The organism is Bombella pluederhausensis, assembly GCF_026385525.1.
In the GTDB taxonomy this organism is placed as follows: Bacteria; Pseudomonadota; Alphaproteobacteria; order Acetobacterales; family Acetobacteraceae; genus Bombella; species Bombella pluederhausensis.
Genome location: NZ_JANIDY010000001.1, coordinates 945,909 through 971,631, shown reverse-complemented (window position 1 = coordinate 971,631; position 25,723 = coordinate 945,909). Strand labels below are relative to the sequence as shown.

At 58.5% G+C, this 25,723-nt stretch carries 20 protein-coding genes; all 20 read right to left on the bottom strand.

Annotated elements, in window-relative coordinates; genetic code table 11:
- Nucleotides 1-104: 104 nt before the first annotated feature.
- A complete protein-coding gene (gene ligA, locus NQF86_RS04390) occupies nt 105-2,186 on the bottom strand; it encodes an NAD-dependent DNA ligase LigA (protein ID WP_266116357.1) in 2,082 nt (693 codons plus the stop codon).
- The gene (gene recN, locus NQF86_RS04385; RefSeq protein WP_266116356.1) at nt 2,183-3,919 is read right to left on the bottom strand and encodes a DNA repair protein RecN; all 1,737 of its coding nucleotides are present in this window, start codon (nt 3,917-3,919) and stop codon (nt 2,183-2,185) included. Before recN ends, ligA begins: the two co-directional genes overlap by 4 nt.
- Before the next feature lie 206 nt (nt 3,920-4,125).
- Nucleotides 4,126-5,121: an outer membrane protein assembly factor BamD gene (locus NQF86_RS04380; protein ID WP_266116471.1), complete on the bottom strand. Its 996-nt coding sequence runs from the start codon at nt 5,119-5,121 to the stop codon at nt 4,126-4,128.
- A gap of 90 nt (nt 5,122-5,211) precedes the next feature.
- A complete protein-coding gene (gene lpxC / locus NQF86_RS04375) occupies nt 5,212-6,198 on the bottom strand; it encodes a UDP-3-O-acyl-N-acetylglucosamine deacetylase (protein ID WP_266116355.1) in 987 nt (328 codons plus the stop codon).
- 76 nt (nt 6,199-6,274) lie between these two features.
- On the bottom strand, nt 6,275-7,741 hold the full coding sequence (gene ftsZ / locus NQF86_RS04370; protein ID WP_266116354.1) for a cell division protein FtsZ: 1,467 nt from the start codon (nt 7,739-7,741) through the stop codon (nt 6,275-6,277).
- Nucleotides 7,742-7,869: 128 nt separating this feature from the next.
- Complete coding sequence (gene ftsA / locus NQF86_RS04365; protein ID WP_266116353.1) at nt 7,870-9,201, bottom strand: cell division protein FtsA; 1,332 nt, start codon at nt 9,199-9,201, stop codon at nt 7,870-7,872.
- A gap of 6 nt (nt 9,202-9,207) precedes the next feature.
- The gene (locus tag NQF86_RS04360; RefSeq protein WP_266116352.1) at nt 9,208-10,089 is read right to left on the bottom strand and encodes a cell division protein FtsQ/DivIB; all 882 of its coding nucleotides are present in this window, start codon (nt 10,087-10,089) and stop codon (nt 9,208-9,210) included.
- Between the two features lie 18 nt (nt 10,090-10,107).
- Nucleotides 10,108-11,094: a D-alanine--D-alanine ligase gene (locus tag NQF86_RS04355; RefSeq protein WP_266116351.1), complete on the bottom strand. Its 987-nt coding sequence runs from the start codon at nt 11,092-11,094 to the stop codon at nt 10,108-10,110.
- 17 nt (nt 11,095-11,111) lie between these two features.
- Nucleotides 11,112-12,029 (bottom strand): UDP-N-acetylmuramate dehydrogenase, encoded by a 918-nt coding sequence (gene murB / locus NQF86_RS04350; RefSeq protein WP_266116350.1) that lies wholly within the window; start codon nt 12,027-12,029, stop codon nt 11,112-11,114.
- The gene (murC, locus tag NQF86_RS04345) at nt 12,026-13,444 is read right to left on the bottom strand and encodes a UDP-N-acetylmuramate--L-alanine ligase (RefSeq protein WP_266116349.1); all 1,419 of its coding nucleotides are present in this window, start codon (nt 13,442-13,444) and stop codon (nt 12,026-12,028) included. Before murC ends, murB begins: the two co-directional genes overlap by 4 nt.
- A gap of 41 nt (nt 13,445-13,485) precedes the next feature.
- The gene (gene murG / locus NQF86_RS04340) at nt 13,486-14,595 is read right to left on the bottom strand and encodes an undecaprenyldiphospho-muramoylpentapeptide beta-N-acetylglucosaminyltransferase (RefSeq protein WP_266116348.1); all 1,110 of its coding nucleotides are present in this window, start codon (nt 14,593-14,595) and stop codon (nt 13,486-13,488) included.
- Nucleotides 14,592-15,797 (bottom strand): FtsW/RodA/SpoVE family cell cycle protein, encoded by a 1,206-nt coding sequence (locus NQF86_RS04335; RefSeq protein ID WP_266116347.1) that lies wholly within the window; start codon nt 15,795-15,797, stop codon nt 14,592-14,594. The genes murG and NQF86_RS04335 overlap by 4 nt, the downstream gene beginning before the upstream one ends.
- Nucleotides 15,797-17,152, bottom strand: a complete 1,356-nt coding sequence (gene murD, locus NQF86_RS04330; protein WP_266116346.1) for a UDP-N-acetylmuramoyl-L-alanine--D-glutamate ligase — start codon at nt 17,150-17,152, stop codon at nt 15,797-15,799. The genes NQF86_RS04335 and murD overlap by 1 nt, the downstream gene beginning before the upstream one ends.
- Nucleotides 17,152-18,243, bottom strand: coding sequence for a phospho-N-acetylmuramoyl-pentapeptide-transferase (gene mraY, locus NQF86_RS04325; RefSeq protein WP_266116345.1), 1,092 nt, complete (start codon nt 18,241-18,243; stop codon nt 17,152-17,154). Before mraY ends, murD begins: the two co-directional genes overlap by 1 nt.
- Nucleotides 18,243-19,652, bottom strand: a complete 1,410-nt coding sequence (locus tag NQF86_RS04320) for a UDP-N-acetylmuramoyl-tripeptide--D-alanyl-D-alanine ligase (RefSeq protein WP_266116344.1) — start codon at nt 19,650-19,652, stop codon at nt 18,243-18,245. Before NQF86_RS04320 ends, mraY begins: the two co-directional genes overlap by 1 nt.
- The gene (locus tag NQF86_RS04315; RefSeq protein WP_266116343.1) at nt 19,652-21,139 is read right to left on the bottom strand and encodes a UDP-N-acetylmuramoyl-L-alanyl-D-glutamate--2,6-diaminopimelate ligase; all 1,488 of its coding nucleotides are present in this window, start codon (nt 21,137-21,139) and stop codon (nt 19,652-19,654) included. The genes NQF86_RS04320 and NQF86_RS04315 overlap by 1 nt, the downstream gene beginning before the upstream one ends.
- Nucleotides 21,140-21,179: 40 nt before the next feature.
- Nucleotides 21,180-22,952 (bottom strand): peptidoglycan D,D-transpeptidase FtsI family protein, encoded by a 1,773-nt coding sequence (locus NQF86_RS04310; protein WP_266116470.1) that lies wholly within the window; start codon nt 22,950-22,952, stop codon nt 21,180-21,182.
- 238 nt (nt 22,953-23,190) lie between these two features.
- A complete protein-coding gene (gene ftsL, locus NQF86_RS04305) occupies nt 23,191-23,946 on the bottom strand; it encodes a cell division protein FtsL (protein WP_266116342.1) in 756 nt (251 codons plus the stop codon).
- Nucleotides 23,943-24,887: a 16S rRNA (cytosine(1402)-N(4))-methyltransferase RsmH gene (gene rsmH / locus NQF86_RS04300; protein WP_266116469.1), complete on the bottom strand. Its 945-nt coding sequence runs from the start codon at nt 24,885-24,887 to the stop codon at nt 23,943-23,945. Before rsmH ends, ftsL begins: the two co-directional genes overlap by 4 nt.
- Nucleotides 24,888-24,913: 26 nt before the next feature.
- Entirely contained in the window at nt 24,914-25,390 is a 477-nt protein-coding gene (gene mraZ / locus NQF86_RS04295) for a division/cell wall cluster transcriptional repressor MraZ (RefSeq protein WP_266116341.1), read from the bottom strand.
- Between the last annotated feature and the right edge of the window lie 333 nt (nt 25,391-25,723).

Below are 25,723 nucleotides of genomic sequence, written 5' to 3'. Positions count from 1 at the left end.
CGGGCATGATAATGCAGTTGGGGCAGGTTTCAATTTCTTTGTGCCGTTTCGGGCGGATAGCAGTCTCTTTTTTACGGCCTGTTTACCCCAACTGCTGCGGCTGCTTAGAGTGTTGCTTCAGGGAGCCCTGCCAGAGCTCTCCAGCCTGTTTCATCCAGTGTGCGGATATTCAGCTCATGCGCTTTTTTGGCTTTGGAGCCTGCTTTTTCGCCCAATACGACCAATGTCGTGCGGCGGGAGACGCTGTCTGTCACCTGTGCGCCCAGACGTTCAGCAATGGCCTTGGCTTCTGCCCGTGACATGGTGGTGAGTGACCCCGTAAACACCATGACCTGACCACTCAGAGGTGCTTGGCCTTCATTATCCGTATCAGGGCCGGTTTCTTCACTGATGGTCAAAGCTGGTGTGAGGTCGTCCAGCGCTTCACGATTATGGTCCTCAGCAAAGAAGGCAGCCACTTCCTCGGCAATGGCTGGGCCAATACCCATGATGGCGCTCAGAGAGGCCCGTTCTTCGCTTTCTGGTTTAATAGCGGCTATCATGGCGTCTAGCCAGACAGGGAAGCTTTGATAATGGCGGGCCAGCAGCTGGGCATTGCGTTCCCCGATGCGCCGGATGCCAAGCGCATAGATGAAGCGGGGCAGGCTGATGGTGCGGCGGTCTTCAATGGCCTGAAGCAGATTATCGACTGATTGTGCTCCCCAGCCTTCCAGTTTCTGGAGGCGTTCCCTGTGTTCGTGTAGGCGGAAAATATCGCCCGGACGGTGCACAAGCCCAAGTTCATAGAAGCTGCGGATGCTGCGTTCCCCCAGCCCGTCAATATCAAAGGCCTTGCGGGAGACGAAATGGATAAGCCGCTCGACCGTCTGGGCCGGGCAGGTCAGGCCACCGGAACAGCGGCGCACGGCTTCATCGCCAATGCGTTCGGCATGGGCGTGGCAGACGGGGCAGTGATCGGGGAAGTGGAATGGTCCGGCCCGGTCCTGCCGCTCAGCATCCACGACACCCAGCACCTGTGGAATGACGTCTCCAGCCCGCTGGATACGAACGAGATCACCGGGACGAACATCTAGACGGCGGATTTCATCTTCATTATGCAGTGTTGCCCGTGAGACGATGACCCCACCGACATTGATGGGTTCCAGATGTGCCACAGGGGTGAGGGCACCCGTCCGCCCCACCTGAATCTCAATGTCATTCAACCGGGTGATGGCCTGTTCTGCTGGAAATTTCCAAGCGATGGCCCAACGGGGGGCACGTCCTACAAAGCCAAGGCGTGTCTGAAGGTCTATGGCGTCAATTTTGAAGACGATGCCATCAATATCGTAATCAAGATCAGGCCGCTCTTTGGCCAGACTGTCCACATAGGCGGGGACATCACTGGCATGGCTGATCGAACGGGAGAGGGGATTAACAGTAAAGCCCCATTTTTTCAGTTGTTCCAGCCATTCCAGATGGGTCGTGACGGTCACGCCGGTATTATAGCCCAGCCCATAGGCGAACAGTCCCAAAGGGCGGCGGGCCGTGACGGAGGCATCCAGCTGGCGGAGTGACCCGGCGGCGGCATTGCGTGGGTTGGCGAAGGGCTTTTCACCCCGTTCTTCCTGCTGCCGGTTGAGCGCCAGAAACTCGGCACGGCTCATGAAGATTTCGCCCCGGATTTCCAGAATGTCTGGGAAGGGAGCGGGCAGGGTCTGGGGAATGGTGCTGATGGTCCGCACATTGGCAGTGACATCTTCCCCTGTCGTGCCATCGCCTCGGGTTGTGGCGACTGTCAGCTGGCCTTTTTCGTAGGTCAGGCTGATGGAAAGGCCATCAATCTTGGGTTCAGCCACGAAGGTCAGGCCGTCTGTCTGGGCTTCATCAAGCCCCAGAAATCGCCCGATCCGGCTGACGAATTGGGCAAATTCATCCTCACTGAACACATTATCCAGCGAGAGCATGGGGGCACGATGCTTTACCTTGCTGAAGGCAGGGTTGGGAGCGGCACCTACCTGTGAAGACACGCCGTCCTTTGTTTTCAGTTCCGGGTGGCGTTTTTCCAGCATGACCAGCTCCAGCCGGGCATTGTCATACTCGGCATCGGAAACTTCCGGATTATCCCGACCATGATAGGCTTCATTCCAACGGGCTATCTTTGCTTCCAGTTCGGCGTGACGCTGGGCATGGGATGGTGTTTTGGTCATTCTGCTGTGGGTCCAAGGAGGCTGTCCGCTGCCGCACGGGCAGCATCGGTTACGGTATCGCCAGCGAGCATACGGGCCAGCTCCTCACGGCGTTCCTCATCTGTCAGAGGAGTGGCGCTGGTCTGAGTTTGGTTATTGACGACCTGCTTGGCAATACGCAGCTGATGGTTCCCATAGGCGGCGACCTGCGGGCTATGAGTGATGGCCAGCACCTGAACATCTTTTGCTACACGGTTCAGACGCTCACCGATGGCGGATGCTGTGGCACCGCCAACACCAGAATCAACTTCGTCAAAGACCAGTGTGGTGAGGGAAGACCGGCCCGCCAGCACAACCTTGAGAGCCAGCATAAGGCGGGAGAGCTCCCCACCGGAGGCTACCTTGCCGAGTGGCCCCGGTGGCTGTCCGGGATTGGCGGCGATGAGGAAGGCAACCTGTTCCATGCCATGCCGGTTCCATTGTTCGGCAGGCAGTGGGGAGAGTTCGACAATGAAGCGGGCTCGTTCCAGTTTGAGAGGCACCAGCTCGGCCATGACCCGTTTTTCAATCTGACGGGCGGCTTTGCCACGGGCGGCGCTCAGCTCCTGTGCCGCTTTTTCATAGGCGGCTCGGTTCTCCCGAACCTGTTCTTCCAGTCGGGCTAGAGCTTCAGAGCTGGAATCAATGCTGGCAAGCCGCTGGTTCAGATTTTCCAGAAAAGAGGGGAGCTCACTGACGCTGATCTTGTGCTTACGGGCTTCGGCCCGCAGAGTGAATAGCCGTTCCTCCGTTTCTTCCAGAAGGCGGAAATCCACGGTGGTATCTACCGCCAGCCGGGAGAGTAGGGTTTCGGCCTCGGCCAGATATTCCTCGGCTTTTTCCAGAGCTGTGAGGGCCTCCTGTGCCTGCTCCTGCTGGGCGGAAGGTGTTTCCTGCTCCTCACTCTGTGCCCGGTCCAGCGGTGAAGGTAATAGCCGGGAAAGGGCACGGTTGGCAGAACGGAGCGCATTGGCTGGTGTGGCTGTGCGGCGGTCCCGTGGGGTGAGTTCGGCAAGGGCGGCGGCTACGGCTTCGCCCCGGCGTTCATCCTGCTGAAGCTTGACCCGTAGGGCGGCAAGCTCGTCTTCCTCGCCTTCTCTGGGGGCTAGGGTAGAGAGGTCTTCCACGACCTGACGAAGCCAGTCTTCTTCTTTACTGGCGTCTTCTACATCCTTACGGGCCTTATTCAGGCTGCGCAGGGCATTTTGCCATTCATCCCAGCAACGTGCGACCTGCTGACGGAGCTTCTGCGGGACACCGAAGGCATCCAGAAGTGTCTGATGGGCGCTCTGGTTTGCGAGCCCCATCTGCTCATGTTGGCCCTGTATCTCCACGAGTAGGGAGGCCACTTCGCGCAGGATGCTGATGCCGATGGGTTGGTCGCAGATATAGGCACGGGATCGCCCTTCTTTCGTGACGATCCGGCGCAGGACCAGAGGTTCGCCTTCCTCAATGGAGGCAATGTCTTTGTTACGGAGCAGCCCATAGACGGGGTGGCCCATGGGGAGCTCGAAGACAGCCGTCACGCTGCTCTGGCTTGCGCCAGCCCGGATGATGCGGCTGCTGGTTCGTTCTCCCAGAGCGAGGCCAAGGCTGTCCAGAAGAATGGATTTACCGGCGCCTGTTTCCCCTGTCAGGGCTGTGAGGCCTCCGTGGAAGGGAAGGTCCAGCTTTTCAATCAGGACGACATCACGGATAGAGAGATGTGTCAGCATAATGCAGCCTCCAGAACCGTGCAGAGAGTGTGGATTATGTCCATCTGCCGTGGGTCTTTAGAAAATGCGGTGCCAGATATTCAGGAAGAAAAGCAGCCAGTGCAATAGGGGAAGCTGGTGGAATGATGCGGAGCCAGATAATTCCGGCTCCGCATGTTACGTTCCATAAAGGGTCAGAAACGGGCAGGCATCCCGGCCACTGTGGTTTAGCGTGACTTTTTACCGTTACCCGTAGGAGCCGGTGGAATCTCAACGGATGTCACGGGGGCAGACTGTGTCGTGGATACAGGCTGTACGATGACGGAATCCGGGGAGGCCGGTGCACCCTGCTGTACGGGAGGTGGTGCCATGACATGATGTTTCCTGTCATGACGTTCACGCTTCTTCTCGCTGCGTGAGGGTTTGGGAAGCTGCGGCGTGAGCTGGTGGTTATATTTCAGCTTATTGTAAGCAAGGCGATACCAGCGGCTATCCGGGGCGTTGTAGCCGAGAACGGCAGCGGCCTGTCGTGCCTCATCAGGCAGGCCGAGGTCCAGATTGACTTCAACCAGGCGTTCCAGCGCTTCCGGGACGTGGTTTGTCGTCTGGAAGTCCTGAATGACACGCTGGTAGCGGCCATAGGCAGCCTGATAGTCTTTTTCCCGCTGGTAGTAACGGCCAACGAACATTTCCTTACCGGCCAGATGGTCACGGCAGAGGTCGATCTTCAGCTGGGCATCACGAGCATAGGATGTCTGGGGAAAGCGGGTGATGACTTCCTGCAGAGCATCCATGGCTTCCAGCGTGCCGAGCTGGTCACGGGAGACATCACCAATCTGTTCATAATAGCAGAGGCCACGCAGGTAGTAGGCGTATGCAGCATCCGGGCTTGTCGGGTGCAGCTGGAGGTAGCGTTCCAGCTGCTGGACAGAGAGGGCATACTCCCCCTGTAGATAGTAGGCATAACCTTCCATCAGCTCGGCACTGCCCGTATAGCCGGAGTAAGGGAAGTTCTGCTGCAGGAGCTCAAACTCGCTACTGGCCAGCTTGTAATGGCCACCATGAAGGGCATCGATCCCGTAATTATAGAGGGTCTCAGCATCTGCCGTGCGTGGCAGCTTTGCCTGTATGTCGGCATCGGAGCTGGAACAGCCGGTGAGGAGGGCAAGCCCAAGCAGAGCCGGGATACCAAAGACCGAGAGACTGAAACGGGATGAACCCATGTGGGATTTTAGGATGCTGCTGACCATGATTTTCTTATAGCATGGGAGTTTTCTGGGAAAAGGGGGTTCTTGCTTTCCGGCCTGAGATTATCATTCGGAAGGGGGAAGTGACGATGCGCTTCCATCAGAGAACCGCCAGTTTTCTGGCGAGGCGAACAGGGCACGCAGAAGCTGGTTATTGAGAGCATGACCTGTTTTGTGACCTTCATAGCGGCAGGATAATGTATAGCCTGCACAATAGAGGTCTCCAATCGTATCCAATATTTTGTGGCGGACACATTCTTCACTATGGCGCAGCCCGCCGGGATTGAGGATACGATCATGTTGGATGACGAGAGCGTTTTCCAGTGAACCACCAAGAGCCAGCCCCTGCGCCTGAAGGGGAGCAATGTCCTGATGATTGACGAAGGTTCGGCAGAAGGCCACGTCCTGCTCAAAATTTTGCCGGGAGAGGGTGATCTCGTGGGACTGTTTGCCAATGGCTGGGGCGGGGAAATCAATGGTCAGGGCAATCTCTAATTGTCCTGCCTTCCCCGGTAGGAGGCGAGCATGGGCTCCATTTTTGCCAGTGACATGAACGGTACGAAGAACCTCTATGGAGCGCCGGGGTGTCTCCAGCCTCACAATACCCGCTGAATCAAGGAGAAAGAGAAAAGCCTGTGAACAGCCATCCAGAATGGGCAGTTCCGGCCCATCCAGCTGAATCAGAAGATTATCTATGCCAGAGGCATGGAGGGCGGCCATGAGATGCTCAATAGTGGCCACATGCAGGTCAGCCTGATGGGGAGAAGCGGCCACAGTAGCCAGAGGACTGGAAATGATACGGTCTGGCGTAATACGGAATGGTGCCGATCCCGCCTTATCCAGTCGTTGGAAGCGAATGCCCGTATCCGCTTCTGCCGGAATGAGCCGCATCAGAACAGGCTGGCCAGCATGCAGCCCGATCCCCCGGCAATGGATGGGGTGTTTCAGGGTTGTTTGCATGATGGTCGGTGAGGAGGAACCAATGCTGGCCTGAAAGCGGGTCCAGCGGCGCAGGGAAGCCGTATCTGTCGTGCGGGCGGTCTGCTCGGCCATGGGGGCCCCTGTTCAGCGTGGCGGGACTCCCGACCGTTCCGCCACGTTGGGCGGGACAGTCGGGATCATGAGGGGCTTATTTTGGCCCACGGCGCAGGTAAGTGGGAATGTTCAGGTCATCATCCTCAGCAAGGGGAGAGGTGTGATCACGCTGTGGAGATTTCTGCCCTGCTGGAGGCGGCGGGTCACGGCGTTCCTGATCGGCCGCCGGGCGGCTGCGGAAGAAGCGGCTAAACAGTCCGCCACCTGTCTGCGCTGGTTCCTCACGAGGGCGGACGGGCTCAGGTGCTGTTCCCGCAGGCTGGTGCGGCCCAAGATGCGGGTCATAATTAGGCAAAGGCGGTGTGGAATCAGCTGCTGCTTCCGGCTGAGGAGCCTCATGAGCAGGGGCTTCTTCTTCCGGAGACGGCTGGCTGTCCTGCTCAGGGGTTTCATCTTCCTGAGCGGCTGGTGCTTCTTCGGGAACGGCAGGTCTGGGGATGGGATTTTCCCGCACCGGAGGAACCTGCTGTTGCTTCTCGGCAGCGATATTGTCGGAGACGTCATAACGGGTCCGACCATCCAGACCCGTAGCGATGACGGACACCTGAACCTTACCATTCATCTCTGGCTTGACGACAAAACCGCTGTTGATTTCTTCATCTTCGCAGTTTGCGGTCTCACGAATGAGATTCATGATCTGGTTATAGGCCAGCAGGCTCATATCTTCGCCAAGTGTGACGTTGACAAGCAGAGCACGAGCCCCAGCGATGGATGTTTCTTCAAGCAGTGGGTTGGAGATGGCCCGTTCGGCGGCGGTGATAGCCCAGTCCTCACCATCTTCCTCGGCTGAGGCCATGCCAATGCCCATCATGGCCTTGCCCATACCACTCATGACGGTGCGGACATCAGCAAAGTCGAGATTCTGATAACCGGCTTCCAGCATCAGATCAGTCACACTGCGGACGCCGCTATAGAGGACATCATCTGCCATGGCGAAGGCTTCCACGAGTGACGTGGTCAGGGAAGCGCTGCCAAAGAGGTTCTGGTTAGGAATGACCAGAAGTGTATCGACATATTTTTCCAGCTCGGCAATACCGGCGGCTGCGGCACGGCTGCGGCGGGAGCCTTCAAAGTCGAACGGTTTGGAGACGACACCGATGGTCAGGGCCCCGACTTCATGAGCAATCCGGGCCACGACAGGGGCCGCCCCTGTGCCAGTGCCGCCGCCCATGCCAGCCGTCACGAAGACGAGGTCCACACCTTCCAGATGCTGGCGGATTTCATCTTCCACTTCTTCAGCAGACTGGCGACCTACTTCAGGCTTTGCACCAGCACCCAGCCCACGCGTCAGGGTAGGGCCAAGCTGAAGCCGTGTCTCTGCCTTGGAGAGGGCAAGCTGCTGGGCATCTGTGTTAGCGGCAATGAAGTTCACGCCACGCAGCTGGCCGGTAATCATGTTGTTGACCGCATTGACCCCGCCGCCACCAACTCCAATGACGGTAATGCGCGGGGGGCTGACAGCGCTTACACCGGGGGATGTTGGGGTCAGGTTCAATGACATAACGGTCTTGCTCCGGCCGTGGATGAGAACAGATGGCTACAGGTAAGGCTGTAGCAGACAGATATTGGCTACACGGTAGCATTTGGAGACGGAGATGTAACGCTAAATATCAGCCCTACATCTTCAGCTCATAACTTTCTTCGTAGCAGTCTGGCAAGGCGCCATCCCATGCCTCGCTGTGGAATCTCTTTTTCTGGCAGGCAGAAACTGTCACGAGCTCCGGCAGCCCATGCGAGCAGCCCCGATGCCGTGGAAAATCCTGCCCATATGGAAGGATGGTCAGCTTCCGGCAGCCCCCGTATGCCTGAGGGGGAGCGGACCTGCACGGGGCGATTGAGGATTTCGGCAGCGACCGTATCAAGCCCGTTGAGCAGCGCTCCGCCGCCTGTCAGAACGACACGTCCTTCCGCTGGGCGGCCCAGTCCGGCACCATCCAGCTCATGCCGCAGCATTTCCAATGTTTCTTCAACACGGGGGGCAATGGCCCGGACGAGGTCGGCCCGGGTGATCTGGCGAACGGCATTATGGTGGGAGAGGGGAAGCGCAATGGGGATTGAAGAATCATTGGAGGATGCACAGGCCACACCATAAAGGGTTTTGAGACGTTCTGCCGTTTCGATCGGGATGGACAGATAACCGGCAATGTCCCGTGTGATGTGATGCCCGCCAACCCGGATATGCCGGGTATAGAGCACACGGCCACGGGCGAAGACGGAGAGGGTCGTGGTGCCTGCTCCCATGTCAACAACGGTCACCCCAAGGTCACGCTCATCATGGTCCAGAACGGCGATGCCGGAGGCGATAGGGCTGGAGAGCATGTCAACGGCCCGAAGTTCTGCTTTGCGCAGGACGGCATCAAGGGTGTGAAGGGGGCTGATTTGCGCATCAATGACATGAAACTTGCCCATCAGCTTTTCACAGCGTTGCCCGCAGGGATCGAGCACTGTGATGTTGTCATCCACGTTGAAACCAAGTGGCATGACATGGACAAGCCTGCGATCTGGCTCGATGGCATCGTGGCGGGCCTGTTCGTAAAGATACTGGATGTCTTCTTCACCCACTTCCCGGCCACCGGGTGCCAGATAGGCATCGACATGATAGCTGCGGGGATTCCCGCAGGAGAGATTAACGGTGACATCCCTGATCCGGCGGCTGATCTTACGTTCCGCATCGCCGACCGTAGCCCGGATGACCCGTTCCACCTTGCGGGCATCAACAATAGCCCCTGAGTTAATGCCTTCCGAACGCCGCCATCCCCAGCTAAGCACCCGTAGCCCACCATTTTTCAGACCTTGGCCGATCAGGCAGGTTGTTTTTGTTGAGCCGATATCGAGAACCGTTTTCAGGCCCGGTGTCCATGTAAAGCCCTGCTGCTCCTCGGAGGGAAGAATGGGCAGGATGGCACGGCTCTGCTGGAGGACTACCTGAGACTGGCGAGAATGGGGAGCAGGGCGGGTCATGAGGCTTCAGTGCTCGGACGGTGGAGGCGTGGGCTGTGCATCCTGGTCGGCGTTGGGGGTGGCAGGATGGATGACCATACGGTCAGAGAGGCGCATGTCAATCGTTTTGAGGGGACGGTCTAACAGCTGGTAGTCTGTCTGGTAGGTATGTAGCCGTGCGAGAGCGGCTGCCTCGGCACCTTCTGGCAGCATGAGGGTTGTGCCGTTTTGCATGAGGATGTTCCAGCGCCGCTGGCCGATGCGGATCAGGGCCAGTGTGTGGCTGTTGATGTCCGGAAACTGGTTTAGCAGGGTAATGATGGCATCAGCCTCCGTGTTTGCACCCATTCCAACGACAAGGGGCAGCTTGCGGAAGACTGAGCTGTTATGAGCGGTCAGCTCCTGCCGGGAAACTGTGTCACCTTTTTGGTTGATGAGGACGAAATGACCATCCATCTGCCAGATGGCGATGGGATTTTTTTCCTCCACCGTGACGTTGACGGTATCGGGCAGATGCCGCTCGACCGTGGAGCGCTCAATGAAGGGGAGTGCATCAATCCGTTGGCGAGCATCTTCGACAGAGAAGCTGAAAAGAGAACGATTCAGGTTTGTGCCAAGGGCCTCCATGATCTCGCTCTCATCCGTCAGGTGGCGCCCTGTAATGGTGATGTGGCGTATCTGTAGAGGGTCCAGTGCAGCCAGACGGGCACGCAGGCTGCTGGTTAGGGTGTGGGCACCGAGACTTGTCCATGCCAGCCAGCCAGTCCCTGCCAGTAGGAAAAGGACCAGCAGCATGATACCCAGACGCCGCATGATGACCTTCTGCCTCTGCCAGAACAGGGACATGCTGGAGGGGCGGTCTCCATAGGGATCAACAGGGGCCTGAGGCCGTTTTCTGAAGAAGGACATCACGGTGCGTCAGCCGTTTCAGGGCTGGGGAACGGGATGAAGGGACAGAGGCTGTGCCTGACCCAGCGCATCCAGCACCAGCCAGTGACAGAGCAGCGGATAGCTCACACCGCGTGCGGCGGCCTGCTCGGGGAGCAGGGATGTGGCCGTCATACCCGGCTGGGTGTTGACCTCCAGAATGATGAGCTCGCTACGATCGCCATCATAACGGTAGTCTGTCCGGCTGGCTCCCTTGCAGCCCAGAGCCTGATGAGCCTTGCGGGCAAGGGTGAGGGCCTGTTCCGTAATGTCAGAAGGCAGGGGGGCTGGGATGATGTGGCGGGAACCATTGGCCTGATATTTGGCAGCGAAGTCGTAAAACCCGCCACTTTCCTGCGGGAGGATTTCCGTTACGGCTAAGGCATCATCACCAAGTACGGCAACCGTCAGCTCACGGCCGGGGATGAAACGCTCGGCCAGAATCTGGGGGCCGAATGTCCATGAATCGGCGATGGTCCGGCGTTTTTCGGCATCATCTTCATGAAGAATGTGCACACCGACAGAGGAGCCTTCCGCTACGGGCTTGAGCACATAGGGGGCCTGTAACGGTGCCCGTTGTTTCAGTTCTTCCGGCGTGATGAGACAGCCTTCTGCCACAGGCAGTCCGGCTGCCTGAAGGGCCATACGAGTGCTGGCCTTGTTCATGGCAATGGCAGAAGCCAGAATGCCAGAGTGGGTATGGGGAATTCCCAGCCATTCCAGAACGCCCTGAATGGCGCCATCTTCGCCACCGGGACCATGAAGGGCATTGAAGACAGCATCCGGCTGGCAGGCTTTCAGAGCGGTGATAGTGGCTGTGATGTCCGGTCCTGCATCGATGGCGTGAACATGATGTCCGGCTTCTTTCAGAGCGGTCATGACAGCCTTGCCGCTGGAGAGGCTGACGCTACGTTCGCTGGATATACCGCCCATCAATACAGCGATGGAAAGAGGCTTGGCGGCGGGGAGAGTATTTTTGTCTGTCATGCCCGGTTGTCTCATCATCAGAGGGAAGGAGCGGAGGGGAGAGGACGGCCTAGTCGTTTGATTTCCCAATGAAGACTGATGCCGCTTTTATCCAGAACACGGGCACGGACTGTTTCACCGAGTTCCTCCAGCTCCGTGCTGGTGGCGTTACCTGTGTTGAGCATGAAATTGCAGTGCTTTTCGCTGATCTGCGCTCCGCCGTGGCGTAGGCCCCGGCAGCCGGCAGCGTCAATCAGCTCCCATGCTTTATGGCCTTCGGGATTGCGGAAGGTGGAGCCACCTGTCCGGGCCCGCAGGGGCTGGCTGGCCTCACGACTGGCCCGCATCTCCTGCATTTTCTGCTGTATGGCGGCGGGGTCTTCCTCTTCACAGGCTTTCAGGCGGGCACGCAGGACGATGCTGCCTTCAGGCAGGGAGCTGTGACGGTACTGCATGTTCAGGGCCGAGGCGGGCAGACGCTGGAGGGTGCCTTCATGGGTCAGGATGTCTACCCAGTCGAGTAGGGTGGACATGTCACCCCCATAGGCCCCCGCATTCATGCAGACTGCCCCGCCAATGGAGCCGGGAATGGTGGAGAGAAACGCAAAGCCGGACATGCCAGCCTGTGCCGCCGTTTCGGCCACGCTACTGTCCAGTGCAGCGGCTCCAGTGATCAGGCCATCGCCATCAGCCTCGATACCAGCGAAGCCTCCGGCGAGGCGGATGGTCAATCCCGGTAGGCCACCATCACGAATGATGACGTTGGAGCAGGCCCCCAGAACCGTCACGGGCATATCAGGCGGGCACTGGCGCAGGGCCGAGGCAAGGTCTTCGGCATCCTGCGGGACGAACAGCCAGTCTGCGGCTCCACCGCTGCGGAACCAACTGCGGGCGGCCAGAGGGGCTTGTGCTTTCAGTCGGCCTCGCAGACTCTGGAAAAGGGTGCCAGCCGTCATGATGCGTCCCGCTTGAGGTTGGAAAGCTGTTCAGGCAGGGCCTGTGCCCAATGAGTGATGGACCCAGCCCCGAGACAGACGACATAATCGCCCGGGGCGGCAATGTCAGCCACAAGATCGGCCAATTCATCCGGGGAGGCCAGAGGCAGGACATGGCGGTGCCCACGGTCCCGCAGCCCTTCGACAAGCTGGTCCCGCCCGATGCCTTCGATGGGGCTTTCTCCGGCAGCATAGACATCGGCTACGATGACGGTATCGGCGTCATTCATGCAGGTGCAGAAATCATTGAACAGGGCGCTGAGGCGTGAATAACGGTGCGGCTGGATGACGGCGATGACGTGACCGGCTCCAGCCTGCCGGGCAGCTTTCAGAACGGCGGCGATTTCGACAGGGTGATGGCCGTAATCATCAATGATTTTTACGTCATTCCATGTGCCGGTCAGGGTGAAACGACGCTGGACACCACGGAAGCCGCCAAGGGCATCAGCGATGACGTGATCGGGGATTTCCATTTCCTGCGCCACGGCAATGGCCGCTACGGCATTGAGGACATTATGGTGCCCGAACATGGGTAGATGGAATGGACCCGCCAGACGCTGGCTGCTGGTGGTCCGGTCTGTGATGGTGACGTTGAAGGTCACGCCCTTGCTGTCCGTCCCGATGATTTCGGCCCGGACATCGGCCTGCGGGCTGAAGCCGTAAGTCACGACACGGTGGTCGGAGAGCTGGGGAATCATCTGCTGCACACGGGGGTGATCTACGCAGAGGACAGCGAAGCCATAGAAGGGAATGTTGGAGACGAACTGTCGGTATCCGGCTTCCATAGCCTCGTCAGACCCCCAATGATCCAGATGTTCGGGGTCCATGTTGGTGACAACGGCAATGATGGCGGGCAGGCGGAGGAAGGAGCCGTCACTTTCGTCAGCTTCCACAACCATCCAGTCACCGGACCCCATGCGGGTATTGGTGCCATAGGCTTCAATGATACCGCCATTGATGACGGTCGGGTCCAGTTTGGCCTGTTCCAGCACGCAGGCCACGAGACTGGTGGTAGTGGTCTTGCCATGCGTCCCCCCGATGGCCACGGCCCAGCGCAAGCGCATCAGCTCCGCCAGCATCTCTGCCCGCCGGACAACGGGAATCAGCCGGGCACGGGCAGCCATGACTTCCGGATTATCCCGTTTCACGGCGGTAGAGATGACAACGACCCGTGCTTCCCCCAGATTGGCTTCATCATGGCCGATATGTACATGAATGCCGGATTTGCGAAGACGCTTTACATTGGCATTTTCAGCAATATCCGAGCCCTGAACCTTGTAGCCAAGCATGTGCAGCACTTCGGCAATACCGGACATGCCGATGCCGCCAATGCCAACGAAGTGGATCAGGCCAAGGTTGAGGGGTAATGCACGCATCAGGGGGAGCTCCGGCAGAGGGGAAGGGAAAAGGCAGGTAATCAGGCTTTGATGGTCGTTTCAACCAGATCAGCGAGTTTTTTGGCAGCATGACGTTGCTGGAGCGCACGGGCCCCTTCGGCGGCATGAGCCAGTTCTTCAGGGTGATCGATCAGGTGAAGCAGATGCTTGCAGAGCGCATCGGAGGAGAAATCACGCTGACGGACCATCCATCCGCCGCCGACCCGCTCCATAGCCTGAGCATTGACGCTTTGCTCATCGGAAGCAGCAATGGGGAGCGGTACGAGAATGGATGGACGCCCGACCATGGCCAGCTCGGCTACGGAAGACCCACCTGCACGACCGATGACAAGATGCGCCTTGTCCAGCTCTGTGGCGACATCGTCAATGAAAGGGGTGACTGTCGCTTTGATGCCGACTTGCTGATAGATGCCGGAAATAACAGGCACCATATCTTCGTGAACCTGCTGGGTGACCTGCAGGCGAAGCCGGATATGCCGTGGCAGGTTGCAGAGAGCCTGCGGCACGACCGAACTGAATATCTGTGCACCGAGTGATCCACCCCAGATGAGCAGGTTGATGGGGGCATCACTGTAGGTTTCTGGCGCTTTATAGGGTGTCTCGGCCAGTGCCTCTATGGCAGGGCGGACGGGCATACCTGTCTGCACAACATGTTTTCCGACTGGCAGACGGGCGACACGTGGGTAGGATGTGGCAATCGCATCGCCGAAACGGGCCAGAAGGGCATTGGCCTGCCCAAGAATGGCATTGCCTTCATGAATGATGAGGGCGGGTTTCCTGCCCAGATTCAGGCGGCTGCCGAGCAGGGGCGGAATGGATGGATAACCGCCAAAGCCGACCACAGCGGCAGGTTGATGTCTGGCCATGACCTGACGGGCTCCCAGACTGCTCCAGAGCAGCCGACCTATGCCTTTGAGCTTGTCGATCGGTTTCTTACCAGCCACGCCGCTACTATTGAGAACATAACGGGGGCTACGTGCAAAGACACCTTGTGAGGCACGACCATTGCGGGCGTCCGTCATGAGAATGACAGGGTAGCCTCGTTCCAATAGCTCGGCTCCCAGAGCTTCAGCAGGAAAGAAATGTCCGCCCGTACCTCCGGCGGCAATGACGATCGGTGCATGTGTCATGAGTCGTGTCCTTTCTGGAATGATGTGGTCAGGCGTGTTGCTGTTTCAGCAGAGGCAGGGGGCGGCGTAAACAGGCCCGGTTGTATGCGGTGGCGGGTCAGGGCGAGTGCCATGCCAATGGTCAGGGCAACCGAAAGCGCTGAACTGCCCCCGTAGGAAATGAACGGTAATGTCATCCCTTTGGTGGGGATCAGATGGAGTGATGACCCCATATTCACAAAGGCCTGCAACCCGAACCCAGTTATCAGCCCGCTGGTTGAAAGAATGATGTAGGGATTCTTTTCCTCCAACAGGCGGTTGAGGGTAGAGAAAACCAGTACGGTGAAAACGGCGATGATGAACAGGCACATCACGAAACCATATTCCTCCCCGGCTACGGAGAAGACGAAGTCAGCATGAGCATCGGGCAGAAGGTCTTTCACCCGGCCTTCACCGGGGCCACGGCCGAGTAGTCCTCCGTTCCCGAAGGCCCGCATGGAGGTATCAATCTGGTAATGGTCGCCTACATCAGGATGCAGGAAGCGCTGCACACGGGAATGAACATGCTCAAATACCAGATAGGCTACCCCGAAGGCACCCAGAGCTGCCGAAACCAGCATACCGAACACGATGATGGGAAGACCATCAATGAAAAGCTGGGTAATGAATACCATGCTGATGACGGACAGCATCCCAATATCAGGCTGTGCCTGCAGCAGCGCCGCAATGACAACATAGACCCCACAGGCTACCAGCCGTCCCGGAAAGCGCCAGCCATTGGAGAGCCTCAGCGTATGGCGCAGGCTCAACAGAAGGCCCGTTACGACTGCGAAGCAGGGCTTTAGAAACTCAGAGGGCTGAACAGACATGAGTGGCAGAGCGATCCAGCGTCTGGCTCCCTTGATCTCCATGCCATGAACAAGGGTCATGAAGGTGGCCCCCAGAGCCACAATACCGCCCATGACGGCGATCCGCCCGATCATGCGGGGGCTCATCCGGGATGTGATGATGACGACCGAACCGGCAAGGGCCAGAAAGACCACCTGCTTGAGGATGAACATGTTCCGGGAGGCCCCGATACGGTGTGCCACGGCAGGGCTGGCAGCCAGCATGAGGATGTAGCCCAGAGCAATCAGGATACCCACGCAGCTCAGGCTGACATGGTCGAGACTACGCCACCACTGGGCTTTGGCGGAACTGTCGGAACGGTCGGAAAAAGCCATCAGCAGGGTACCTCCGCACAGAGGCGGCGGGCCAGTGTTGCAAAGGCCGTGCCTCGTTCTTCAAAATTGCGGAACTGGTCAAAACTGGCACAGGCCGGGGAGAGTAGGATAGGCAGGGCTTCCTGCGTCCGGGCGAAATCCCATGCGGCCTGAGTGGCTTGTTCCAGCGTTTCGCTCATCTCGAAAGAAACATCATGGGCCGCCAGCGTTTCAGCCAGAAGTGGCGCATCCCGCCCGATGAGAAAGGCCCGGCGTACATGGCTGAAAAGCGGTGCGAGGCTGGCTATGCCGCCTTCCTTAGCGGTTCCCCCGGCGATCCATAGGCTTTTGGGAAAGGCCCGGAGCGCATGAAAGCTGGCCTCGGCATTGGTGGCCTTGCTGTCGTTGATAAAGCTGATTCCATCAGCCTGCGCCACGAGCTGAAGGCGATGATCCAGCCCGGTGAAACTTCTGATTCCCGCAGCGATCTGATCTTCCGTCAGGCCAAGATGACGGGCGATGGCCCGGCAGGTTTCGATATTTTGGGCGTTATGCTGCCCCGGTAAAAATGGTGCTTCCGTTTCTGGCACGGCCTGCGTGATGGCAAGGGTTCGTACGGTCACACCCTGTTCTGTTAGTCGCTGGCGCAGGGCTTTCGTCCATGAGGCATCTTCGCCCAGAATGGCGAGATCATCTTGTGTCATATTGTCAAAAACATGCGCTTTGGCATCAAGATAGCCCTGCATGGAGCCGTGCCGGTCCAGATGGTCCGGTGTCAGATTGAGTAGGGCAGCGGCACAGGCGTGATAGTCCTTCAGCCGTTCCAGCATGTAGGAGGACATTTCGACGATATAGACGCCATCATCTCCCAGAGCAGGCAGGGCAAGAGAGGCTGTACCGAAATTGCCACCACAGCAGGCAGGAATACCGGCCTGTGTGAGAATATGGGTCAACAGGGCCGTGGTGGTTGACTTGCCGTTTGTTCCCGTAATGGAGACGAAGCGTGCCTTTGAACCTGCTTTACGTACGACCTGCCAGAGCAGTTCTGCATCCGAGAGGATGGGGACATGTTGTTCCTGCGCCAACAGGGCTGTGGGGTGTGGTTTGGGCAGGTGATGAGGAATGCCGGGCGAGAGGATCAGGGCATCCATGCCCGAGAGATCGACAAGTGGTGCAAGGGTCAGGCGTGGATGAGTGGAAAGAGGTTCAGGGAGTTCTGGTTTGTTGTCGTCCCATGCCTGAACCGTTGCGCCCAGATTTAACAGGGCCTGCACGACAGCCGCACCATTACGTCCCAGACCGCATACAGCATAGCGCCGACCTGCCAGCAGTGTGGCAGGCCATGTGAGGGAGGAGAGAGAGGATGCGGTGGTCATTAGCGTAGCTTCAGTGTGGCGAGACCACACAGCCCCAGAATGATGGCAACAATCCAGAAGCGGACGACAATTTTCGGTTCCTGCCAGCCTTTCTTTTCAAAATGATGATGCAGCGGGGCCATGAGGAAGATGCGCTTCCCCGTGCGGCGGAACCAGAAGACCTGAATGATGACGGAAATGGTTTCCACCACGAACAGCCCGCCAACGAGGCAGAGGACCAGTTCATGCTTTACGGCGACCGCCACGGCACCCAGTGCTCCACCCAGTGCCAGAGACCCGGTATCCCCCATGAAGACTTCTGCCGGTGGTGCATTGAACCAGAGAAAGCCCAGCCCGGCCCCGATCAACGCAGCACAGAAGATGCTCAGTTCTCCGGTACCGGGGACGTGATGGAGCTGGAGGTAATCCGCAAACACATGGTTGCCGACCAGATAGGCAATCAGGGCGAAGACGAGGGCCGCAATGATGGAGGGTACAGTGGCCAGCCCATCCAGCCCGTCCGTCAGGTTCACGGCATTGCCGAAGCCCGTGATGGTCACCATCGCAAAGAGCGGGAAGACATAGCCGAGATGCAGCACGAATGTCTTGGCAAAGGGAAAGGCCACGGCATTGCGCAGGTCAGGCGGTGTCAGGGCTTCCATGGCGATACCGGCAAGGCAGGAAATCAGGAATTCTCCACCCAGTCTGATTTTCTTGGAGACGCCTTTACTGTTACCCTTGGCCAGTTTGAGATAGTCATCTGCAAAGCCGATAGCCCCGAAGCCCAGCGTTGTCAGCAGGACAGCCCAGACGAACCCGTCATACAGATCGGCCCAGAGAAGGGTGGAAAGCGTGAGGGAGAACAGGATGAGGCCGCCGCCCATGGTGGGGGTACCGGCTTTCTCCAGTATGTGCCGTTCCGGCCCGAGGGCACGGATGGGCTGACCTTGTCGCTGGATGCGTTTGAGCTGGGCAATGAAGGGCTTGCCGAGCAGCAGGGAGATGACCAGTGCTGTCAGGCAGGCACATCCGGCCCGGAAGGTCATGTAATGCAGCAGATTGAGAAGGCCGCCGTGAGAGGAAGAAGGTGCAGCAAGGAGGTTAAAGAGCATCAGGCGGACTCTGGGGCGTGTTGTGTTGTGGGTACGGGCTGCTCCAGTAGAGCAATGAGGGCGCGCATGTTACTGCCCAGACTTCCTTTCACAAGCAGGACATCTCCCTTTTTCAGGGCAGGGCGCAGCAGGGAAGCAAGCTGGACTGAAGTTTCAGCATACCCTCCCTGTAAGGAAGGTGGCAGGGCCTCGTAAAGGGCTTTCATATGCGAACCACAGCAGAATGTTAGAATGTCATGCTTTATTAACGGCTTGGCTAAAGCACGATGTTCGGCATCAGCAAACTCGCCCAGTTCTCTAATGTCGCCCAGAGCGGCAATATGGCGGGTTGCAGGCATGAGGGCCAGCGTCTCGATGGCGGCGCATATGCTGGGGCCGGAAGCATTGTAGCTTTCATCCAGCAGGGTGACATTGCCGGGCAACAGGCGTTGTTGACCCCGTCCTGCTTCGGGAAGGAAAGGATGCAGGGCTTCGGCGCCTGCCTGTGGGGAAAGCCCTAGTGCGGCAATGGCACCGAGGGCCAGAGCGGCATTGCGGGCCAGATGAGGGCCGGGGGCCGTAAGCTGTACGTCCGTTTCCCCCTGTGGTGTGGCTAGATGGAAGTGACTGCCTTCCGCCGTGCAGGCAAGCTGCGTCAGCTGGATGATTGCTTTTTCTGTCGTGCCTACCTGCCAGAGGGGCACGTCAGCAGGCAGGGCATCTGTCAGACGGGCAAGGCCCTGTGAACCTTCCGGGCAGAGGGCAATGCCTGATGAAGGAAGCGCAGCAAACAAGGCGGCTTTTTCTTCGGCAATGGCGTCAATGCTGCCCATATGGCCCAGATGAGCGTTGCCAATGGTGGAGATGACGCCGATATCCGGGCGTATCTGGGCTGCCAGTGGAGCGATCTCACCGGGATGGTTCATGCCCACTTCACTGATGCAGAAGTCGGCCTCTTTCGGCAGGCGGGCGAGGGTCAGCGGGACACCCCAATGGTTGTTGAAGGAGGCCACGGAGGCATGGACCCTGCCATAAGGCGCAAGGGCCGTAGCTAGCATGTTCTTGGTGGTTGTCTTTCCCACGCTTCCCGTAATGGCGATGACCTTGCCCTGAAACTGTGACCGCCGATAACGCCCCAGAGCCTCCAGTGCCTGCATGGTGTCGGTGACTTTCAGCAGGCGGGGATCATCTGTTAGGTCCGCTTCGGCAATAGCGGCCTCATCATGAGCCATAACGCAGCTGGCTCCGGCCTCTAATGCCTGTCGCAGATAACGGTGCCCGTCTGAATTATAGCCGATCAGGGCAATGAAAAGATCGCTGGGCTGTAGGATACGTGTGTCGATACAGACGCCATGCACTTGCACATCACCGGAAAGTTCTCCTTGTGTGGCGTCACGGAGTTCCCTGCTGTTCCAGAGGCTGGTGGGCATCAGGCAAGCTCCTTTGCGAGTGTGGCAGTGATGGTACGGTCATCGAAAGGATGCGTCTCGCCCTTGATGATCTGGCTTGTTTCATGCCCCTTCCCGGCGATGAGCAGAACATCGCCTTCTTTCAGCCCTGCAAGAGCCGTACGGATGGCTTCTTTACGGTCGCCGATCTCTTTTGCCTGCGGTGCTGTGGCAAGGATTTCAGCCCGGATGGAGGCAGGGTCTTCACTGCGGGGATTGTCATCGGTGATGATGACTTCATCAGCGAGATGGGCGGCAATCTGCCCCATGAGGGGGCGTTTGCCCCTGTCACGATCTCCGCCTGCACCGAAGACAACGACCAGTCGGCCGCTGGCATGAGGCCGCAGGCTGAGCAGCACATGTTCCAGAGCGTCGGGTGTGTGGGCATAATCCACATAAGCGCAGGCCCCGTTCGGCAGATGGGCGACAGGCTCGCAGCGGCCCGGTACGCCTTTCAGGTGCGGCAGCAGGGCGATGACTGATTCAGCGTCCTTGTCGTCATCCCAGCAAAGAGCGGCTGCCAGAAGGGCATTCTCGGCCTGAAAACGGCCCGGCAGTGGGAAGTGAAGCGGCGGCAGGGTAAGACCATGAAGTTCCAGCGTTAGGTCCATGCCCTGCGGGGTAGGTGTGGCCTCCAGAATGCGGATGGTTTTGCCTGTCGTGCCAACCGTGCGGAGGTTCAGCCTGCGGCGTATGGCGATTTCATGAAGGGCCTTGTAGCTTTCGCCATCCATGTCGCTGTTGATGACGGCCCGGCCTCCTTCGGGAAGCAGGTCGTCAAACAGGTGCAGCTTGGCCTGTCGGTAGGCTTCCAGCGTGTGATGATAATCCAGATGGTCCCGTGTGAGGTTGGAGAACGCTGCCGCCGTGATGGCAACACCATCCAGCCGGTGCTGTTGAAGCCCATGTGACGAGGCTTCCAGTGCGACATGGTTGATACCTTTTGCCTTGAGGGCGGCAAGCGTGTCCGCAAGGGTAACGGCATCGGGTGTAGTCAGGGACGGCAGAGGAGGCAGGTCCACATCGCTGATGAGCCCTAGAGTACCGAGGCTTGCTGCTTTCTCGTGACGGAGCTGGTGAAGCTGACGGAGGAAGTCTGCCGTGCTGCTCTTGCCGTTTGTGCCGGTGATGGCGGCGATGTGGTCCGGCTGTGGACCAGCCAGCAGGGCCGCAGACCGGGCGAGGAAACGGGCAGGGTCGGGCAGGGTGATGATGAGGGCTGTGTGGCCGTTTTCACTCTGTTCTGTGGGATAATGTTCATCTGGTGAGGCGGCCAGTACGATGGCCGCCGCCCCTTGGGCAATGGCTAAGGGAATGAAATGGCGCCCATCCTGTTTTGTTCCTTTCAGGGCTACGAAAAGGCTACCTGCTCCTGCCTTCCGGCTGTCAGCAGTGATGCTGGAAATCTCCGGGTCTTTGATGAGCTCTCTGGAAAGGCCATGATGATGGAGCAGGGAGGAGAGTTTCATGGGAGATGCCTTCATGATGGGAGCGGTAACAGAATCAGCGTCAGCGGGCGTGATGGGCGCCATGCTTGGCGGCCAGACGGTTGACGGTGGCAGCGCCGGGGTCATTGCCGGGGCCGAGCGGGCGGTGGACACCGGGCGGCACGGGTGGTGAAAGTGACAGGGCCAGCTGTTCATCAATCTGCTGGGCTTTGGCGGGTTCCAGAGGGAATAGCCCCAGCATAGGGGCTGTGCGTGTCACGATACGGGAGAAAGTCGGGGCAGCAATCCATCCGGCCGTGGTCCAGCCGTGTGTTTCTGCTGTCCCCTGAGGGGCGTCCAGCATGACATAGAGGGCATATTTTGGGTCGTTCATGGGGAACATGCCTGTAAAAGCTGTGATGTTGACATGTTTCAGATAACCACCATGGGCACCGATCTTTTCTGCCGTACCTGTCTTTCCTCCCACGAGATAGCCGGGGCTTTCGGCCTTCTTGCCGATCCCTTTGGTGACGACAAGCCGCAGGATGCGCCGCAACAGGCTGGAATTTTCAGCAGAAATGAGATGCGGTCCCTTTTGTTCCTCTGCCATGACGACATCATCATTGAGATGATCACGGGCCAGAAGGGTGGGGGTGACCAGATAGCCCCCGTTACCCGTACAGGCCGTTCCCCGGACGATGGCGAGAGGGGATTCTGCCACACCATGACCAAAGCCGACCGTCATGACTGTGGTTTCCCCCCAGTTTTTAAGAGAAGGGACCAGAGGGCGTCCTGCTTCGGGGAGCTCTACAGGAACACGATCCAGAAACCCCATATTCTTCAGCCAGTCATGTTGGCGCTGCCGCCCGACATCCAGCGCAATGTGAGCCGAGGCGGGGTTGGATGAATAGGCCATGACTGAAGGCAGAGCCAGCCATGGGGCGAAGTGATCTGTCTTGAGGTCGGAAATCGTGAAGCGGCCGACATGGATGGGGATGGTTGAAAACTGGTCCCACGGGTGCGCCACGCCCAGCTGGAGGGCCATAGCCGCCGTCTGGAGCTTGAAGGTCGAGCCGGGTTCATACATGCCTGTCACGGCACGGTTGAAGCGGGCGTCGTCAGCGGCATGAGCGAAGTTGTTGGCGTCATAGTCAGGTAGGCTGACCATGGCCAGAATTTCCCCGGTATGGACATCCATCAGGATGGCAGAGGCACCAATGGCCCGGAAGCGGGTCTTGGCGTCATTCAGTTCATCACGGATGGCGGCCTGCACACGGGCATCAATGGAAAGACGGAGTGGGGTATGGTCCTCCAGCAGGCGCTGGTTAAAGAATTTCTCCACGCCCGCAATGCCGTGATTGTCGATATCTACGCTGCCGAGAATTTGGGCGGCCACATTGCCCAGTGGATAATGGCGCTGTTCACCATTTTCAAAATAGAGGCCGGGAATGCCCAGATTGTTGATGGCAAGTTCATCCGTGGGGGCAATATTGCGGGCGATATAGACGAACTGTTTCTTCTGTTTCAGCCGGCGGACAGTTTCTTCTATGTTGAGATTGGGCAGGATCGTGCGGAGCTTCTTGGCCACATCTTCCGGCTCAATGATTTCCATGGGGTTGGCATAGACCTGCACAATGGGCAGGGAGAGGGCCAGCGGCTGGCCGTTGCGGTCCACAATGCTGGCCCGCTTGATGTTGGGCAGCACGAAGCCATTGCCCGCCATGGCTTTGGGGTCCGGATGGGGGATTTCCGGTATGGAATTGCCAATCTGGTTGGGCAGCGGGGCCATGGGAGCCAGTATGGTGGCAAAGAGCGCCTTTACGGCCACGCCGCCATACAGGAACAGGAAGCCCATGCCGAGATAGATGAGCCTGTTCTGGCTTTTCTCCAGCCAGCTAAGGGGATTTTCCCGGCGGTCTGCCCACCATTTCCGGATATAGTCCAGAAGACGGATCAGGATGAAACGGCGTCCTGTCTTCCCACCAGATGAGGTTTTCTGGCGGGTCTGGTCAGTCTTTCGGGACGGTCGGGAGGCCATGGGGCGTAGGCTCGGCAGGTATGAGACGTGAACGGGCGCAAGACCCGCCTCTGGCTCAGTTGGTCAGAGGAACGGGCGGCGGGAGAGAAGACTGATCCCCTGTTGCTGGGGCGGAGGCGGTGTGAATCCCTCCCATATGAGCCCGGACCCGATGCCCCCCCGGCTGGGCCGGATGCCAGACAACATCCTCGGTAGGTTCATCATGCGTATGGTCGGGGGTGGGATGTGCCTTCTTATGGTCGATATCCAGAGCATGAGCGTGATGGCGGGGCGTGCCACTGCTCCCCTGACCGCTAAGAAGGGCCAGACTTCTCTCCAGTTGCCGGTCCGTCTCGCCATTGGCATCACGCATGCGTGGGCGGCTGGTGTGATGATCCACAGCCGCCGTTGTGGTCATGTCATGCTGAGGGTGTACCGTAGCGGCTGCCGGCACGGGGTGGGCAGGCTCCACAGGTGTGGCTGACACCTTCTTGGGCTGTGGCTGCACGGTATGGCCAGGTGAGGGAGGGATAATACGGTGGTCGATAGCCGGGAGACGCTTCTGAAGGTCTGCCAGCTGGACGAACTGGGTCGGCTCCACCTGACTCAACTCCGGTAGGACACGCTGAGCCAGAGCGCTCAGGCGGTCAGGCTGGTTCAGGAGAGCCCACTGGGTGCGAAGGATGGCTGTCTGCTGCTGGACACGGCGTGTATCCTCGACCGTCTTCCGGATGTCCTGATTGAGCACGAGGGTCTCGTGTTTCTTTGTATAGAGAAACAGGCCAGAACCGGCGGCCATAGCGGCGCAGAAAAGGGTAACGAAACGGATCATGCTGGGGCTCCATTGGCGGGGAGGCGCCGCAGGGCGCGCAGACGTGCGCTGCGGGAGCGGGGGTTAAGCTGTAGTTCTTTTTCTGTCGGTGTGCGTGGGCGTGTGTGCAGGAGCTCAAAAGCAGGGGCTTCTGAGCGCTGCATGGAGAGCGGTGTGTGGCGGGAAGGGCCGGCTACGCGGCCAGCCAGCCGTGCGAGAGCCCGTTTTGTCATCCTGTCCTCCAGAGAATGGAAGGTCACGATGCAGAAAACCCCACCCGGGGCCAGAAGGGTAGGAGCGGCCTCTAGGGTGCGTTCCAGCTCTCCCAGCTCATCATTCACGGCGATGCGAATGGCCTGAAAGCTGCGTGTGGCAGGGTCAAAATTGGGGCGCTCTTTGGGAACGGCCTTACGGATGATCTCGGCAAGTTGCCCGGTTGTCTGTATCGGGCCACTCTGGCGGGCATCGACAATGGCCCGTGCGACACGGCGGGAGCGGCGTTCTTCACCATAATGATACAGAATATCTGCCAGAGCCTGCTCTTTCTCGCCATTGACGATATCGGCAGCGCTCAGCCCGTCAGTGCTCATGCGCATATCCAGCGGGCCATCATGACGGAAGGAAAAGCCACGATCTTCCTGATCGAGCTGGAAGGAGGACATGCCAAGGTCCAGCACGATGCCCTGAAAGGGACCGACATGACCGACCAGTTCTTTCATGGCGCTGAAGGTCCCCTGATGGAGGTGCAGCCGTCCTTCAGAGGCGGCAACGAGGGGCTGCCCCCGTTTGATGGCATCGGGGTCACGGTCAATGGCGTGGACGGTGCAGGGGGCGGCACGCAGGAGGGCACGGCTGTAACCGCCACCGCCAAAGGTACCATCCAGATACACGCCCTCTGCCTGAGGATTCAGGGTTTCCAGAACCTCTGGCAGCATGACGGGGAAGTGACCTTCCTGCTGCATTTCCTCAGCGATCTGATAGGCGTGATTCATGATGTGGAAGCCTCCTGAGCGGTGGGGCGTCTATGGCGGCCAAGGTCCCGTGCGCGGCTGCGGGCCTGTTCTCGGCGGCCTTCGGCAAGTGTCGGGTTCCATATCTGGAAGACACGGCCCAGCCCCATGAAGGTGACGTCTCCTTCCAGTTTGGCGTGGTCTTTCAGGTTTTTTGGGAGATTAACCCGGCCTTCTTTGTCGCAGTCCAGAGGATAAGCATCGGCATAAAGGCTTGTGGCCAGATCGTCATGATCTTCTGAAAAAGGATCATAGTCATCCAGCGCACTGGAGAAGGCGAAAAAGGCGGATGCAGACCATCCCTCAAGGCAATCATGCAGGTGGGAGGGCCGAATGATCATCAGGGCATCTCCCGGCCGTGCCTGTTCCCGCAGGACAGTGCGGAAGGGAGAGGGAATGGAAATGCGGCCTTTGGCGTCCACCCGGCTGGCGTGGGTTCCGAGAAACATGGTCATGATCTGAAAAGTCCCTCCCTCCCTTGCCTGTGAATGATGGACGGTCGATGCCATTCCCCGATGGTGGGATGTTATGGGGTATCATGGGATTTTATGGGACGTCAAAGTTTTATTGCGAAAAATGGCAGTGTCCTGTCTTTTTATTGTGAGGACACTGGAAAGGAGATGTGGATCGTTAAGAGAAGTCGCATAAATACTTAACAAGAGTTTCGTGAAATATGTCATCAATATGAAGCTGGCTTCTGTGGCGGAGACCAAGAAGATGTGGATTTTCAAAGGGGTAATGAGAGGAGGAGAGTGTCTGTATTCGGCCCGTCATGGTCATAACTGGTG